The following is a 16302-nucleotide window of genomic DNA, read 5'->3' on the forward strand; positions in this document are numbered from 1 at the left end:
CGGGTGATCAGGGTGCGAGACCGGCCGGCGGGGTGACGTCCATCTCCACCGTGGCCGGCATCCGCGCGTGCCCGGCCAGCCGGAACCACCGCACCAGCCGGCGTCCGCGCAGGGCGCGGGTGGTGGCCACGGTGTCGTTGTGGAACCTCCGGGCCATCTCCACCCGGCGGCAGGCGGCGCCGAGTTCGGCGAGCAGTTCGGCGGCGCCGGGCTCGGCGGCGATCTCCTGACTGGTCTCCACGTCGGGGAACACCACCGCCAGTGCCTTGGACAGGTCCGAGCCCGCGACCTCGCGTTCCTCCTCGTCGTCGGCGGCGCTGGAGCGCTGGGCGGCGTCGATCACCAGCAGCGAGGTGGCCGGGTCGAGCATGCCGGACGTCGCGACCTCCAGCGCGATCGCCGCCCGGCGGAACAGCTGGGCCTCCAGGACCGCCCCGGCGGCGTCGAGCCGGGCGTGCAGCCGGTCGATCCGGCCCGCGGTCCAGGACAGGTAGACCCCGGCCACCGCGAGGACCGCGAGGACGAGCAGCAGCCAGTTCACCGGACCCTCACCGGACCTTCCCGCCCGGCCGGACGCCGCCACTCCGGTCGTCGGCCTCGCCGACGCCGGGATAGCCCGCGGCCACCATCTCGTACACCGAGAGGATCTCCTTGGCGACGGCGCTCCAGTCGTAGCGGCGCACGGCGACCCGGGCCGCCTCGCGCAGCCGGTCCCGCAGGGCCGCGTCCCCGAGCAGTTCCAGCGCACCGGTGGCGAGGTCGTCGCTGTCGCCGACCCCGAACAGCCGGCCGAGCCGGCCGCCGTCCACCACCAGCCGGAACGCGTCGAGGTCGCTGGCGAGCACCGGTGCGCCGGCCGCCATCGCCTCCACCAGCACGATGCCGAACGACTCGCCGCCGGTCTGCGGCGCGACGTACACCTGCGAGCTGGCGAACATGTCGGCCTTGCCCTCGTCGTCGATCTTGCCGAGGAACGTCACCGCGTCCCGGCACTCGGCGGGCAGCCCGGAGCGGACCTCCTCGACGTCGCCGGGACCCGCGACCAGCAGGCGTACGCTGGGCCGGGCCCGCCAGATCGCGGGGAACGCCCGCAGCAGCACGGCAAGGCCCTTGCGCGGCTCGTCCAGGCGGCCCAGGAAGCACATCGTGCCGTCCTCGCCCTGCCACTCCGGCCGGGGTCGCGCACGGGCGAACCGGTCCACGAACAGGCCGTTCGGGATCACCACAGGTTCCCCACCAAGGTGCTGCACGAGGGTGTCCCGGGCCGGCTCGCTCACCGCGATCCGGGCGGAGATCTTCTCCAGCGCCGGGCGCAGGACGGACGAGGCGACGCTCATCATCCGCGAGCGCGGCATGGCGGTGTGGAACGTGCCCACGATCGGGCCGACAGCCGCCCACAGCGCGAGCAGCGACAGCGACGGGGTGGCCGGCTCGTGGATGTGCAGCACGTCGAACTGCCCGTCGCGGATCCAGCGGCGCACCCTGGCCGCCGACACCGGGCCGAACGCCAGCCGGGCAACCGAGCCGTTGTACGGCACCGGGACGGCACGTCCCGCGGGCACGACGTACGGCGGCACCGGCGTGTCGTCGTCGGCGGGCGCGAGCACGGACACGGCGTGTCCCTCGGCGAGGAGGACCTCGGCCAGGTCGCGGACGTGGTTCTGCACCCCGCCGGGCGCGTCCAGCGAGTACGGGCAGACGATGCCGACCCGCATCAGCGCCTCCGGTCGAGGTCCGCGCGGCGGGCGGGTTCGAGGTCGGAGATCCACAGCCGCTGCAGCATGTGCCAGTCCTGCGGATGCTCGGCGATCCCGGCGGCGAAGGCGTCGGCGACCTGCTGGGTGAGGTCGCGGATGGCCTGCCGCGAGCCGGGCGGCTTGGCGACCGCCGGGTGGAAGCGCACGTGCATGGTGGGTCCGTCGTACCACAGCGTGACCGGCAGCAGGGTGGCGCCGGTCCGTAGCGCCAGCGCGGCGGGTCCGGCGGGCATCCGGGTGCGCTCGCCGAAGAAGTCGACCTCGACGCCCCGGGCGGACAGGTCGCGGTCGGCGACCAGGCAGACCAGGCCGCCCTCCCGCAGCCGGTCGGCGAGCACCCGCATCGGGTCCGGGCCGCCGGTGGCGGCGAGCACCTGCATGCCGAGCGCGGCGCGGTAGGCGACGAACCGGTCGTACAGGCGTTCGGGGCGGACGCGCTCGGCGACCGTGGTCACCGGCGCGCCGTTGGCGGCGGCCCACGCGCCCGCGAAGTCCCAGTTGCCCATGTGCGGCAGCGGCGCCACCACGCCCTTGCCGGACCGGATCGCCGCCCAGAACGCGTCCTCGCCGTGGGTGACGACGGCGCCCTTGATGTCGTCCGGGCCGAGGTCGGGCAGCCGGAACGCCTCACACCAGTAGCGGAAGTACGACCGCATCCCGGCCCGGGACAGCCGCCGGAGCTCCTCCGGGGTGGCGTCGGGGCGGACGCGGGCGAGGTTACGCTCCAGCCGCCGCACGCCCTTGAGCCGGCGCCGCCAGACGAGGTCGGCGCCGAGGCGCAGCAGGCCGTACGCGGCGGGGGCGGGCAGCAGGCGCAGGACCTTCCAGCCGACGGCGTAGGCGCGGTAGCTGGCGGCGTACTTCAGGCGAACCGGAAGCGTGAGGCGCTCGGTGTGCCGGTGATCTGTGGAGCTGTGATCTGGGGGGCTCTGCTCGGTGGGGTGGCTGTCGGTGTGCGGACGGTCTCGACCCGGCTCCTCGGCGGCGGGCCGGCCGGCTGCGATCACCGGGCCTCCCTCTCCGCACCCGGGCCGGTGCTCGGGCCGGCGCTCGGGCCGGCCCCCGGCCGCTCGGCGCCCGCCCGGTTGGCGGCCCTGCCCGTCGCGGCACCGCCCGGGCTCCGACCCGGGCCTGATCCACCCTCGTTCGCCGCCGCCTGCGCCCGCACCGCGAGAATCCGCTGTACGACGGTCACCGTGCTCGCGACCGCCAGCAGGCACAGGACGGCCGGCAGCAGGAACGGCACTCCGAGCCCGGCCAGTCCGGTGGCCACCAGGACGGCGACCAACCGGTCGGCGCGTTCGGCGATGCCGACGTTGGCGGTCATCCCCAGGCTCTCCGCCCTGGCCTTGGCGTACGACGTGACGTTGCCCATCACCAGGCAGTAGAGCGCCACGCAGGCGAGCCAGAACGCGTCGCCGCCGCCGGCGAACCACAGCGTCAGGCCGCCGAACACCGCGGCGTCGCCGATCCGGTCCAGAGTGGAGTCGAGGAACGCGCCCCACTTCGACGACCGCTGCGACATCCGGGCCATCAGCCCGTCGATCATGTCGGAGAACACGAAGAAGGTGATGAACACCGTCCCCCAGAAGAGCACTCCGCGGGGGTAGAAGGCGAGCGCGCCGACGCACAGCCCGGCGGTGCCGACCACCGTGACGATGTCCGGGCCGATGCCGACACGCAGGAAGAACCGCGCGACCGGGGTCAGCAGCCGTAGCCAGAACTGGTGGAACCTTCGCAACATGTGGGGCAGCCCGCTCGCTCGGTGACCTGGTCGTCCGTCTGCGCGTCGCCAGCGTTCCGTCGGGGTTCGCGAGACGCGCCGATGCTACTCAGCGCGTGGGGCTTGTGCGCTGGCCGGGCCGGGTGAAAGGTGGAAAACCACATGTCAGGGCGCCGTCACGGACGGCAGCCGTCCGGGCGCGTCCGGCTGTATCCACGCAGGATCCACGCAACGCGCGCGCAAGGAGGCGTCGCCATGGCGGACAAACAAGGCAACCCCGGTGGAGCCGCCGGTCAGGCACCGACGGCCGACCGGCCCGATGCGATCCGCAACATCGTGCTGGTCGGCCCGTCCGGCTCCGGCAAGACGACCCTGGTCGAGGCCCTGCTGGCGGCCACGGGAGCGATCCCCCGCCCCGGCCGGGTGGAGGACGGCGCGACCGTCAGCGACTTCGACGAGGTGGAGCATCGCCAGCAGCGGTCGGTCGGCCTGTCCCTGGCGCCGGTCGTGCACGACGGCATCAAGATCAATCTGCTGGACACTCCCGGGTACGCCGACTTCGTGGGCGAGTTGCGGGCCGGACTGCGCGCCGCCGACTGCGCGTTGTTCGTGATCGCCGCGAGCGAGGGGGTCGACGGCCCGACCCAGGCGCTGTGGCAGGAGTGCGCCTCGGTTCGCATGCCGCGGGCGGTGGTGATCACCAAGCTCGACCACCACCGGGCCGACTACGCGGGCGTGCTGGCGCAGGCGCGGGCGGCCTTCGGGGAGAAGGTGCTGCCGCTGTACCTCCCGGTCGACGGCCAGGGCGAGGTGACCGGGCTGGTCGGGTTGTTGTCGGAGAAGCTGTTCGACTACTCCTCGGGCGCCCGCACCGAGGGCACCGCACCGCAGGAGTACGCCGACGCGACGGCGGAGGCGAGGGGCACGCTGATCGAGGGCGTCATCGAGGAGTCCGAGGACGAGTCCTTGATGGACCGCTACCTCAGCGGTGAGCAGATCGACGCGAAGGTCCTGGTGGACGACCTGGAGAAGGCGGTCGCGCAGGCGTCGTTCTTCCCGGCCCTGCCGGCGTGCGCGACCACCGGCGTGGGCATGACCGAGCTTCTGGAGGTGATGACCAGCGCGTTCCCCTCCCCGCTCGAACACCCCCAGCCCGAGGTCTACACCCCGGTGGGCAAGTCGGAGGGCCGGCTGCCCTGCGACCCCGACGGACCGCTGCTCGCCGAGGTGGTGAAGACCTCCTCCGACCCCTACGTCGGCCGGATCAGCCTGGTGCGGGTCTTCTCCGGAACCGTACGGCCGGACACCGTGCTGCACGTGTCGGGGCACTCCTCGGCGTTCTACGGCGAGGAACGCGGCCACGAGGACCACGACGAGGACGAGCGGGTCGGTTCGCTGTCGTCGCCGCTGGGCAAGCAGCAACGCCCGCTGAACCACTGTGTGGCCGGGGACATCGCGGCCATCGGCAAGCTGTCCCGTGCCGAGACCGGCGACACCCTCTCGGCCAGGGAACACCCGCTGCTGATGCGGCCCTGGTCGATGCCCGAGCCGCTGCTCCCGATCGCGGTCACCGCACACGCCAAGGCCGACGAGGACAAGCTGTCGCTCGGGCTGGCCCGGCTGGGCGCGGAGGATCCGACGCTGCGGATCGAGCACAACGCCGAGACCCACCAGCTGGTGCTGTGGTGCATGGGCGAGGCGCACGCCGACGTCGTCCTCGACCGGCTCGCCAACCGGTACGGCGTGTCGGTGGACCAGGTTCCGTTGCGGGTGCCGCTGCGGGAGACCTTCGGCCGCAAGGCGACCGGGCGGGGGCGGCACGTCAAGCAGAGCGGCGGCCACGGCCAGTACGCCGTCTGTGAGATCCAGGTCGAGCCGCTCCCCCAGGGCTCGGGCCTGGAGTTCGTGGACAAGGTGGTCGGCGGCTCGGTCCCCCGGCAGTTCATCCCGAGCGTGGAGAAGGGCGTACGCGCGCAGATGGAACGCGGGATCAACGCCGGCTACCCCGTCGTCGACATCCGGGTGACTCTGGTGGACGGGAAGGCGCACAGCGTCGACTCCTCCGACATGGCCTTCCAGACCGCGGGGTCGCTGGCCCTGCGCGAGGCCGCCCCGGACGGCCAGGTCTGCCTCCTCGAACCCGTCGACCTGGTGTCGGTGCTGGTCGACGACGACTTCGTGGGCACCGTGATGGGCGACCTGTCCGGGCGGCGGGGCCGGGTGCTCGGCACCGAGCCCGTCGGGCAGGGCCGGACGCTGGTGAAGGCGGAGGTGCCGCAGATCGAGATCACGAGGTACGCCGTCGACCTGCGGTCGATGGCGCACGGTAACGGCACCTTCACCCGGGAGTTCGTACGGTACGAGCCGATGCCGGCACAGCTGGCGAGCAAGCTCGCGAAGGAGCAGGCCGCCGACGGCTGACCGGGCGAGCTGATCCGGACGGTGATCCGGGCGCGATCCAGGCGGTGGGCCGGGCGGCGATCCGCCGGGGCGAGGGTAAACGCGCCTCGTTCCGGCGGCCGCCCCGTGGCCAGTGCTGGAAGGTGCGCCCCGGCGTGGGCCGATGCGTCACTACGCTCGACCGCATCCCAGCACCACGCTGCCTCAGGAAGGACCGTCCATGCCCCTGACGTTCGACATGCCGAGGGAACAGCTCGCGACGTACACCGGCACCAACCCCCGGCCCGCGGACTTCGACGAGTACTGGGACGCCGCGCTGGCAGAGCTGGACGCCCTCGACCCGAAGGTCGAGCTGGAGCCGGCCGACTTCCAGACGGCGTTCGCCGAGTGTTTCCACCTGTGGTTCCAGGGCACCGGCGGCGCCCGGGTGCACGCCAAGCTGCTGCGCCCCCGCAATGCCGCCGAGCAGCACCCCGGCGTGGTCCACTTCCACGGCTACTCCGGCCGCTCGGCCGACTGGTCGGAGCTGCTCGGCCACGTGGCGATGGGATACACCGTCGCCGCGCTGGACTGCCGCGGCCAGGGCGGGCTGTCGGAGGACGTCGGCGGGGTGACGGGCTGGACCCTGCGCGGGCACATCGTCCGCGGGCTCGACGACGGCCTGGCACAGGCCCCCGAGAAGCTCTACTACCGCCACGTCTACCTCGACACCGCCCTGCTGGCCCGGATCGTGATGGGCATGGACGACGTGGACGAGAACCGCGTCGGCGCCACCGGCGGCAGCCAGGGCGGCGGGCTGACCCTCGCCTGCGCGGCTCTGGAGCCCAGGATCAGGCGGGCCGCGCCGACGTTCCCGTTCCTGACCGACTACCGGCGGGTGTGGGACCTCGACCTGGCCAAGAACGCCTACGCCGAACTGCAGGAGTGGTTCCGCCGCTTCGACCCGCTGCACGAGCGCGAGGACGAGGTCTTCACCACCCTCGGGTACGTCGACGTCCAGCACCTCGCGCCGAGGATCCGGGCGGAGGTCCTGATGGGTGTGGGGCTCGGTGACCAGGTGTGCCCGCCGTCCACGCAGTTCGCGGCGTACAACAAGATCACCAGCCCGAAGTCGCTGCGGATGTACCCCGACTACGGCCACGAGGGCCTGCCCGGCAACGGCGACGCGATCTACACCTTCCTGGCGCAGCTGTAGGACCCCGGCTTCACCGAAATCCGGCTCGGGCCGGGGCGCGAGCGACGTGGGGTGCCGACCGCACCCGACGGCTCGGCCCCGGCCCGAATCTTTCCTGGGTTCCCGTCTCCGTGACCAGGCACAGTAGGTGCATGACCAACGAACCGATCGCGCTGAACGAAGCGCTGGCATCCTTCGACGCGCGGTGGAGCCCGCGCATCGTCACCCGGGTCAACGACTACGACGTCCGGGTCGCCAAGGCCGAAGGCGACCACGTCTGGCACGTCCACGACGACACCGACGAGTTCTTCCTGGTCCTCGACGGGGAGTTACACATCGCTCTTCGGGAACCCGCCGGCGAGCGGACCGTGGTCCTGCGGCCCGGATCGGTCTTCACCGTTCCGCGGGGCACCGAGCACAAGCCGTCCGCGCCGTCGGGTGCGTCGGTCCTGCTCCTCGAGCCCACCGGGACCTCCAGCGTGGGCGACCGGCACGACGAGGTGCCCGGCCACGTGGACGCCACCGTCGGGCACGAGCTGGGTACCTGAGCCCGCCGGGCCGGTCGTACGAGTCGGTCGTACGAGATCAGTCGTACGGGATCAGTCGTACGGGATCAGTCGTACGGGATCAGTCGTACGGGATCAGTCGGTCGGCCAGGACCTCGCCAGCAGCGCCCGGGTCTCGCGCAGCAGCACCGGCAGCACCCTGGTTCCGCCGACGATCGGCATGAAGTTGGTGTCGCCCGCCCACCTCGGCACGATGTGCTGGTGCAGGTGGGCGGCGATTCCGGCGCCGGCGACCGGGCCCTGGTTCAGCCCGATGTTGAACCCCTGCGCGCCCGACACCTCCCGCACCGCACGCATGGCCTGCTTGGTGAGCCGGGCCACCTCGTCGGTCTCCTCGTCGGTGAGCTCGGTGTAGTCGGCGACGTGGCGGTACGGGCAGACCATCAGGTGGCCGGGGTTGTAGGGGTAGAGGTTGAGCACGGCGAAGGCGACCTTGCCGCGGGTGACCACCAGCCCGTCCTCGTCGGAGCGGTCCGGGATGTCGCAGAACGGACATCCGTCGCCCGGACCGTCGCCGCGCGGCTTGTTCTCGCCGAGGATGTAGGCCATCCGGTGCGGCGTCCACAGCCGCTCGAACGCGTCGGGGGTGCCGACGCCTTCCTGCCGCTCGGGCTGGTCGGGCTGATCCGGCTGGTGCTGGTGCTCCGGCTCGTCCACCCAGCAGATCTTACGGACGGCGCCCGGCCGGTGCGCGCCTCGCCCGTCGCCGAGTCCGGTCCGGCTCAGGTCAGGAAGCGCTGCACGGCCCGCATCTTGTTCATGGCGTCCAGCGCCGCGACCTTGTAGGACTCCGCCAGCGTGGGGTAGTTGAACACCGCGTCCACGAGGTAGTCGACGGTGGCTCCGCAGCCCATCACGGTCTGCCCGATGTGCACCAGCTCGGTCGCTCCGGTGCCGAACACGTGCACGCCGAGCAGCGTCCGCTCCTCCGCGTGCACGAGCAGCTTGAGCATGCCGTAGCTGTCGCCCAGGATGGCGCCGCGGGCCAGCTCGCGGTAGCGGGAGATCCCCACCTCGAACGGCACGTTCGCCTCGGTCAGCTCGTCCTCGGTGCGGCCGACGTAGCTGATCTCGGGGATCGTGTAGATGCCGATCGGCTGCAGCTCGCCCATCTCGGTACCGACGGGTTCCTCCAGCGCGTGGTAGGCGGCCCGCCGGCCCTGCTCCATCGAGGTGGCCGCCAGCGCGGGGAAGCCGATCACGTCGCCCACGGCGTAGATGTGGGGTACGGCGGTGCGGTAGAACTCGTCGACCTTGATCCGGCCGCGGGCGTCGGCCTCCAGCCCGGCGTTGCCGACCTCGAGCCCCTCGGTGACGCCCTGCCGGCCCGCGGAGTACATCACCGTGTCGGCCGGGATCCGCTTGCCGCTCTCCAGGACGGTGAGCGTCGCGCCGTCGTGGTGGTCGACCCGGGCCACCGTCTCGTTGAACCGGAACGTCACCGCGAGGTCGCGCAGCTGGTACTTCAGCGCCTCGACGATCTCCAGGTCGCAGAAGTCCAGCATCCGGTCGCGGCGTTCGACCACCGTGACCTTGCTGCCCAGGGCGGCGAACATCGAGGCGTACTCGATACCGATCACCCCGGCGCCGACCACCACCATCGACGACGGGATCTGGTCCATCTCCAGCAGCTGGTCGGAGTCGACGATGCTGCGACCGTCGAAGGCCACCGAGGACGGCCGGGCCGGGCGGGTGCCGACCGCGATCACGATCCGGTCGGCGGTGACGGTGCGTACGCCGCCGTCGGGTCCGGTGACCGCGACGGTGTGGTCGTCGACGAACCTGCCCACGCCGAACAGCATCTGCACGCGGTTGCGGGCGAGCTGGCTGCGGATCACGTCGATCTCGCGGCCGATGACGTGCTGGGTACGCGCGGACAGGTCGGCGACGGTGATGTCGTCCTTCAGCCGGTACGCCGAGCCGTACAGCTCCCGCTGGTTGAGCCCGGTGAGGTAGAGGATCGCCTCGCGCAGCGTCTTGGACGGAATGGTCCCGGTGTTGATGCAGACACCGCCGATCATGTGCCGCTTCTCCACCACCGCCGTGCGGCGGCCGAGCTTGGCACCGGCGATCGCGGCCTTCTGGCCGCCGGGCCCGGATCCGATGACGAGCAGGTCGTAGTCGTACATCCGCACTCTCCTGACACGATCTGGCTGGCACCGGCGACGGCCCGACTCGTCCATCCTGCCGGGACTCCGCACTTGTGTCGATCAGTGCCCGATCAGTGCCCGCTCGGTGCGACCCAGGGCCGCTCAGGGCCCGGCCGCGACCAGGGCATCGAGGCCGTCCCGGTCCAGGAACCCGGCCGCTCCCCCGGCCGCGCCGACCTTCCAGGAGGCGAAGTACGCCGCCCTCGACAGCGCGGCGCGCGGGTCCAGTCCGCGGGACCACCCGTCCAGGAACGCGGCGAACAACGCGTCGCCGGCCCCGACCGTGCTGACCACGGCCCGCGTGCGGACGGCAGGAACGTGCACGGGCGGTTCGCCGCGGACACCGAGCAGCGCGCCGTCCGCTCCGAGCCCGACCACGACGACGGCGGTTCCGTGCCGACGGTGCTGCGCGGCGACGAAGTCCCCAGGTGGGAGGTCGAGGCGTTCGTGGGAGGCGAACAGCAGGTCCGCCCCGGCCAGCCAGTCACGGTTGTAGGCGTCGTCCGGGCCGGACACCGCCTGGACATCGGCGGCCACCGGCACCCCGCGCTCACGGGCCTCGGCCAGCAGCGGGCGGGCGTAGCCGATGGTGCCGAGCACGGCCAGCCGTACGTCCGCGAGCAGTCCGGGCACCAGCTCCGGTGGGTACGCCGCGCGCTGGACGTCCTTGAGGTCGACGAGGTTGCGGCGCCGGCCGTCCGGGTCGTACCGCACCAGCGACTGCGCGGTGGCGGGGGTCGCCCGTACGACATGGGTCGGGTCCAGCCCGCGGGCGGCGAGCGTGCGTACGCACACGTCACCGAGCAGGTCCTGGCCGACGACCGACGCGAAGCGGACGTCCTGACCCAGCGTGTGCAGCGCCGACGCCACGTTGACGCCGACCCCGGACACCGAGGTGGACAGGACGTGCTCACCGAACGCGTCGGCGTCGCCCAGCAGGCCGTCGGGCACGGTCGTCTCGACGCAGGTGTGCCCGACGACCGCGATCACGCACGCCGCCGCGGAACGGACCTAGACCTGGACGCGGCTGCGTACGGCCTCGAGGATCTCTGCCACCGCCTCGTCGACCGGCACGCCGTTCTTCTGCTCACCGGAGCGGTACCGGAACGACACCGCACCCTTGGCGACGTCGTCGTCGCCGGCCAGCAGCATGTATGGCACCTTCTGCTTCTGCGCGTTGCGGATCTTCTTCTGCATCCGGTCGTCGGAGGTGTCGATCTCGACCCGGATGCCGTGCTCGGCGAGCTTCGCGGCGACGTCGCGGAGGTAGGGCACGTGCTCGTCGGTGATCGGGATCCCGACCACCTGGACCGGCGCCAGCCAGGGAGGGAACGCGCCGGCGTAGTGCTCGACCAGGACGCCGAGGAACCGTTCGATCGACCCGAACTTTGCCGAGTGGATCATCACCGGCTGCTGTCGCGACCCGTCGGCCGCCTGGTACTCCAGCCCGAACCCGGCCGGCTGGTTGAAGTCGTACTGGATGGTCGACATCTGCCAGGTGCGCCCGATCGCGTCCCGGGTCTGCACCGAGATCTTCGGGCCGTAGAACGCCGCGCCGCCCGGGTCGGGCACCAGCTCCAGGCCGGTCTCCTTGGCGGTGTCCTCGAGGATCTTGGTGGCCTCGGCCCACTGCTCGTCGGAGCCGATGAACTTGTCGGAGTCGTCGCGGGTGGACAGCTCGAGGTAGAAGTCGTCCAGCCCGAAGTCCTTGAGCAGCCCGAGCACGAAGCCGAGCAGGTGCTTGATCTCGTCGGCCGCCTGCTCGGGCGCGACGTAGGAGTGCGAGTCGTCCTGGGTCATGCCGCGCACCCGGGTGAGGCCGTGCACGACGCCGGACTTCTCGAACCGGTAGACCGCGCCGAACTCGAAGAACCGCAGCGGCAGCTCGCGGTAGGAGCGGCCCCGCGAGCGGTAGATCAGATTGTGCATCGGGCAGTTCATCGCCTTGACGTAGTAGTTCGCGCCCTCCAGCTCCATGGGCGGGAACATCGTGTCGGCGTAGTACGGCAGGTGCCCGGAGGTCTCGAACAGCCCCTGCTTGGTGAGGTGCGGCGTCCCGACGTACTGGAAGCCCTCCTCCAGGTGGCGCCGGCGGACGTAGTCCTCCATCTCCCGCTTGATGACACCGCCCTTGGGGTGGAACACCGCGAGGCCGGAGCCGAGCTCGTCGGGGAAGGAGAAGAGGTCCAGCTCGCGGCCGAGCTTGCGGTGGTCGCGCCGCTCGGCCTCCTCCAGCCGCTGGAGGTAGGCCTTGAGCGCGTCGCGGGACTCCCAGGCGGTGCCGTAGATGCGCTGCAGCTGGGGGTTCTTCTCACTGCCCCGCCAGTACGCCGCCGCCACCCGCATCAGCTTGAACGCCGGGATGGTGCGGGTGGTGGGCAGGTGCGGTCCGCGGCACAGGTCCTTCCAGGCCAGCTCGCCGTCGCGGCGCAGGTTGTCGTAGATGGTCAGCTCGCCGCCGCCCACCTCGACGCCGGCGCCCTCCGCGGCCGCGCCGGCACCGCCCTTGAGACCGATGAGTTCCAGCTTGTACGGCTCGCCGGCCAGCTCGGTGCGGGCGTCGTCGTCGCCGACCACCCGCCGGGAGAACGCCTGCCCCTCCTTGACGATCTCCTGCATGCGCTTCTCGATGCGCTTGAAGTCGTCGGGATGGAACGGCTCGGCGACGTCGAAGTCGTAGTAGAAGCCGTTCTCCACCGGCGGGCCGATGCCGAGCTTCGCCTCGGGGAAGAGCTCCTGCACCGCCTGGGCCAGCACGTGCGCGGTGGAGTGCCGCAGGATCGCCCGGCCGTCGGTGCTGTCGATCGCCACCGGCTCCACCTCGTCGCCGGCCGACAGCGGCCAGGCGAGGTCGCGCAGCTCGCCGTTGACCCGGGCGGCCACGACGGAGCGGTCGCCCGGTTGGACGCCGAGCGCCGCACCGGCCGTCGTGCCCGTCGTCACCTCGGCCTCGGCGTGCTCGCCGGAACGGACGACGGTGACGGTGATCTCGGACACTTCGGGCTCCTCCGGGGGTACGGGGACAGCGAGTGGACTGAGTGGACTACCCGGCGATCCTATGCGGTGCCCCCGGGTGTCCCGGAGCCGCCGCACGCGCCTGTCAGGACCGCGCACCGGCCGGCCGGTAGCCGACCCCGACCTGGGCGGGGCGCAGCAGCCGGTCGGCCAGCGCGTAGCCGGGCCGGCGCACTTCCACCACCCGGCCCACCTGGTCGCCGGGCTCGACCGGAACCCGGGCCACCGCCTCGTGCACCCGGGGGTCGAACTCCTGACCTGTCGCGTCGACCTCGCGCAGGCCGCGCCGGTGCAGGATCTCCAGCAGCTCCGCGCGCACCGAGCCGAGGTTTCCGGCGTCGTCCGCGGCATCGTTCGCGTTCCCGTCACGGGCCACCTGGCCGGTGAGCGCGTCGATCCGGTCCACGACGAGCAGGATCTCCCGGGCCAGCGGCGCCACGAACTCCTCGACCAGGCCCTGCCGGGCGAACTCCAGCTGGCGGTACAGCTCGTCGTACATCCGCTGCCGGGCCTGGTCCTCCAGCAGGCGGCGCTGGAACAGGTCGCGCAGCGCGGCCACCTCCTTCGCCAGCTCGGCCACCTCCGGCGACCCGGCCAGGTGCTGCGCGGCCGGCCCCCCGTCAGGCTGCTCGGCCGGTTGCCTCACCGGCTGCGAGGTTCGTTCGGACATGCCTAGATTCCCTTCCGGAAGGTTCCGCCGTAGGTGGGCCCGCGGCCGCCGCCCCGGCCGCGGCCGTATCCGCGCCGGTGCTGCTTCCAGGCCGGCTGCCGGTGGCGGAAGACGTACAGCACGAGAATCAGCACGATCCAGCACGCGCCCACCACCCGCAGGCTCTGCACGTGGGCGAGGGCGACGAACAGGATCGCGCCGGCCAGCGGGACGAGGTACAGCCGCAGCGAGCGGCTGCGCACCCACACCGGGGCGCGGGCCTCGGCGAGCAGGTCCTTCAGCTCCTCGGCGTACATCGTCACGTTCCAGTCGGTCAGGCCGAGCTTGCGGATGCGGCGCAGGTGCCGGCGGACCAGGGTGTACTGCCGCCGGGAGGTGATGACCGGCCGGTCGGTTCCCCGGCCGTCGCCCCAGTGGTCGACGCTGGTGACGGCCACCTCGTACAGCGCGGTGGCCAGCGCGACCTTGACGTCCTCCGCCTCGGGGTTGGCCTCGGCCGCGCGCTGCAGGACCGCCAGCCCCTCCTTCACCTTGCCGGCACCGACCTGGGCGGCACCCAGGCCGGTGAGCGCGCGGAGATTGCCGGGCTCGCGTTCACGGACGTAGTCGTACTCGGCCTGGGCGAGGCGCCACCTGCCCTGCTCGAGGTAGCGGTCGCCCCGGCGCAGGTGGTCGTGCAGGTCGGGATCGCGGCGGTGACCGGACGAGCCCTGGCCGCCGGAGCCGGTCCCGCCGGAGCCGGAGCCACTCGACCCCCTCGGCCCGCCCGGTGCGGGGGCCGGCGCGGGCACCCGGTCGCGAACGCCGCCGCCGGGGCCGGTCGCGCCGCCCGCGGTCGCCGCGGCCTGCCGGGCCCGGGCGAGTTTCTCGTCGTACGCCGAACGTGCCGCCGGGTCCAGCAGCGCCTTCTCCGCCGCGTCGACGTCACGCACCCGCTGCTCGGCGTAGGCCCGGCGCTCGGGGTCCGGGCTGGACTGGCGGCGCACCCAGACCCGGCGCTGCGCGGTGATCGCCGCCCGGATCTGCTCGGCGCCGGCGCTCGGCGCGACCTCGAGGATCTCGTAGTAGTCGACGGGCATGGTCTCAGTCGTCTTCAGTCAGCACAGTCGGCTCGGTCGTCATCGGTCGGCTCGTCGGCTCAGCTGATGTCGAGCAGCCGCATCCGGTCGGTGGCCGACGCGACCTCGCCCTCGGCCATCGTGGCGACGTTGTTCACCTCGAAGGTGCCGATCCGCTCCCCCGACGTCTTGTCGTGCACCTCGATGAAGACTGTCTGGTCGATGTCGTACGCGTAGACCACCTCGAACGGCGCGCCCGCCGGATAGGGCGGGATGTCGAAGGTCTGCTCGCCGATCGCGCGTACGTAGTCGGGGTCGTCGTCGTCGCCCTGGGTCACCTCGACCTTGAGCCGGGTCTGGTTGTTCTCGATGGTCTCGAACACCTGGCCGCGCTTGGCGGGGATCTTGGTGTTGGCCGGGATGATGACGACGTTCTCCACGTCCTCGGCCGAGGCGGCGCCGCGGCGTACGGCCAGCGCGCCCAGCCCCTGCGAGGTGACGTCGCGCACCCGGGGGCGGGTCACCGCCGACGCCAGCACCGGCAGCGGCTCCGCGCTGATGCCGTCGACCGTGCCGGAGGCGCTGCCGTTCGTGCTCTCGCCGGTGACCTTGTCGAGGTCGACCAGGTGCGCCTGGATCGCCGCACCCAGCGCGACCACCTCGTCGGGATTGACCGTACGGATGGGCTCCCGACCGGCGACCTTCCCGATCATCGCCCGCACCATCGGCATCCGGGTCGACCCGCCCGCGAGCAGCACGTGGTCGACACCGGGCCAGTCCAGGCCGGCGTCACCGACGACCATCTCGGCGATGTCGCGGGTGCGGCTGACCAGGCTGGAGGTGACGTCCTCGAACTCCGCCCGGGTCAGCGGCACGACCTTCGACACCCCGCCGCCGGACAGCACCACCCGGGTCTGCTCGACCGTGGTGAGGCTGCGCTTGGCGATCTCGGCCTTCTCCCGCAGGTCCGCCTCGGCCTCGGCGCCGTCCAGCAGGCTCGGCCCACCGGCGGCCTGGAAGCGTTCGTCCAGCAGGCGCATCAGCAGGTTGTCGAAGTCGAAGCCGCCGAGGTTGCGGTCGCCGTGGGTGGCGAGCACGTCGAAGTCGCCGCCGCCCACCCGCATCACGGTCACGTCGAACGTCCCTCCGCCGAGGTCGTAGACACACACGGTGCCCTCGACCTCGTGCTCGACGCCGTAGGCGAGTGCCGCGGCGGTCGGCTCGTTGAGGACCCGGGCGACGTTCAGCCCGGCGATCCGGCCGGCGTCGATGGTCGCCCGCCGCGGGGCGTCGTCGAAGTACGCGGGGACGGTCACCACCGCGTCGGTCACCGGCGAACCCAGCGCGAGTTCGACGTCGTCCTTGATGCGGCGCAGGATGATCGCGGAGATCTCCTCCGGCCGGTACGTCGTCCCGCCGCTGGTCTCGAACTTCCAGCTCGGGTCGCCCATCGACCGCTTCACGAACTGCACGACGTCCAGCGGCGCGGTCACCGCGGAGCGTTTCGCCATCGTGCCCACGATCGGCAACTCGTCCTGGAACAGCACGACCGACGGCGTGAGGCGCTCGCCGTCCCGGTTGACCACGATCTCGGGCTTGCCGAGGTCGTTCACCCGCGCGGCGGCGGAGTAGGTGGTGCCCAGGTCGATACCGATCGTGTGCCCCACGAGTCCGTCCCTTCCAACACGCCGTCAACCACACCGAAGACCGGCCGGAGAACACACCGGCGACCGGGCCGGAACCAGTCCGGAACCAGTCCACCCAACGTAGCTGAACCTTCACCTTCGTG

14 protein-coding genes are annotated in these 16302 nt (G+C 72.1%); 3 read left to right on the plus strand and 11 right to left on the minus strand.

Features of this window, described 5'->3' with window-relative positions; genetic code table 11:
* Positions 1-7: 7 nt before the first annotated feature.
* From FHR37_RS11675 to pgsA, 4 genes are read right to left on the minus strand one after another with little or no spacing between them, the layout of a single operon-like run.
* Positions 8-541: a LemA family protein gene (locus tag FHR37_RS11675; RefSeq protein ID WP_092882870.1), complete on the minus strand. Its 534-nt coding sequence runs from the start codon at positions 539-541 to the stop codon at positions 8-10.
* Between the two features lie 7 nt (positions 542-548).
* Entirely contained in the window at positions 549-1715 is a 1167-nt protein-coding gene (locus tag FHR37_RS11680) for a glycosyltransferase family 4 protein (RefSeq protein ID WP_092882722.1), read from the minus strand.
* The gene (locus tag FHR37_RS11685) at positions 1715-2764 is read right to left on the minus strand and encodes a phosphatidylinositol mannoside acyltransferase (protein ID WP_237768698.1); all 1050 of its coding nucleotides are present in this window, start codon (positions 2762-2764) and stop codon (positions 1715-1717) included. Before FHR37_RS11685 ends, FHR37_RS11680 begins: the two co-directional genes overlap by 1 nt.
* Positions 2761-3501, minus strand: coding sequence for a phosphatidylinositol phosphate synthase (pgsA, locus tag FHR37_RS11690; protein ID WP_092882721.1), 741 nt, complete (start codon positions 3499-3501; stop codon positions 2761-2763). Before pgsA ends, FHR37_RS11685 begins: the two co-directional genes overlap by 4 nt.
* A 234-nt stretch (positions 3502-3735) precedes the next feature.
* Here pgsA and FHR37_RS11695 point away from each other — a divergent pair, with 234 nt between their 5' ends.
* The 3 genes from FHR37_RS11695 to FHR37_RS11705 all read left to right on the plus strand — a co-directional run bounded on the left by FHR37_RS11695 (position 3736) and on the right by FHR37_RS11705 (position 7602).
* Positions 3736-5901 (plus strand): elongation factor G-like protein EF-G2, encoded by a 2166-nt coding sequence (locus FHR37_RS11695; RefSeq protein WP_092882720.1) that lies wholly within the window; start codon positions 3736-3738, stop codon positions 5899-5901.
* Positions 5902-6100: 199 nt separating this feature from the next.
* On the plus strand, positions 6101-7075 hold the full coding sequence (locus FHR37_RS11700) for an acetylxylan esterase (RefSeq protein ID WP_092882719.1): 975 nt from the start codon (positions 6101-6103) through the stop codon (positions 7073-7075).
* Between the two features lie 131 nt (positions 7076-7206).
* Positions 7207-7602 (plus strand): cupin domain-containing protein, encoded by a 396-nt coding sequence (locus FHR37_RS11705; protein WP_092882718.1) that lies wholly within the window; start codon positions 7207-7209, stop codon positions 7600-7602.
* A gap of 93 nt (positions 7603-7695) precedes the next feature.
* Here the strand turns inward: FHR37_RS11705 and FHR37_RS11710 are convergent, their stop codons facing one another.
* The 7 genes from FHR37_RS11710 to FHR37_RS11740 all read right to left on the minus strand — a co-directional run bounded on the left by FHR37_RS11710 (position 7696) and on the right by FHR37_RS11740 (position 16180).
* Entirely contained in the window at positions 7696-8187 is a 492-nt protein-coding gene (locus tag FHR37_RS11710) for an HIT family protein (RefSeq protein ID WP_238345166.1), read from the minus strand.
* Between the two features lie 155 nt (positions 8188-8342).
* Positions 8343-9749, minus strand: coding sequence for a Si-specific NAD(P)(+) transhydrogenase (gene sthA / locus FHR37_RS11715; protein WP_092882716.1), 1407 nt, complete (start codon positions 9747-9749; stop codon positions 8343-8345).
* Positions 9750-9872: 123 nt separating this feature from the next.
* The gene (locus FHR37_RS11720; protein ID WP_092882715.1) at positions 9873-10760 is read right to left on the minus strand and encodes a carbohydrate kinase family protein; all 888 of its coding nucleotides are present in this window, start codon (positions 10758-10760) and stop codon (positions 9873-9875) included.
* A gap of 21 nt (positions 10761-10781) precedes the next feature.
* Complete coding sequence (gene thrS, locus FHR37_RS11725; RefSeq protein ID WP_092882714.1) at positions 10782-12767, minus strand: threonine--tRNA ligase; 1986 nt, start codon at positions 12765-12767, stop codon at positions 10782-10784.
* Positions 12768-12870: 103 nt separating this feature from the next.
* Entirely contained in the window at positions 12871-13455 is a 585-nt protein-coding gene (locus FHR37_RS11730; protein WP_092882713.1) for a nucleotide exchange factor GrpE, read from the minus strand.
* Between the two features lie 2 nt (positions 13456-13457).
* The gene (locus tag FHR37_RS11735; RefSeq protein WP_092882712.1) at positions 13458-14534 is read right to left on the minus strand and encodes a J domain-containing protein; all 1077 of its coding nucleotides are present in this window, start codon (positions 14532-14534) and stop codon (positions 13458-13460) included.
* A 59-nt stretch (positions 14535-14593) separates the two neighbouring features.
* Positions 14594-16180 carry an Hsp70 family protein gene (locus FHR37_RS11740; RefSeq protein ID WP_092882711.1) on the minus strand — a complete coding sequence of 529 codons (1587 nt, stop codon included), beginning with the start codon at positions 16178-16180 and terminating at the stop codon, positions 14594-14596.
* Positions 16181-16302 lie beyond the last annotated feature (122 nt).

The organism is Actinopolymorpha cephalotaxi (genome assembly GCF_013408535.1).
GTDB classification, from domain to species: domain Bacteria; phylum Actinomycetota; class Actinomycetes; order Propionibacteriales; family Actinopolymorphaceae; genus Actinopolymorpha; species Actinopolymorpha cephalotaxi.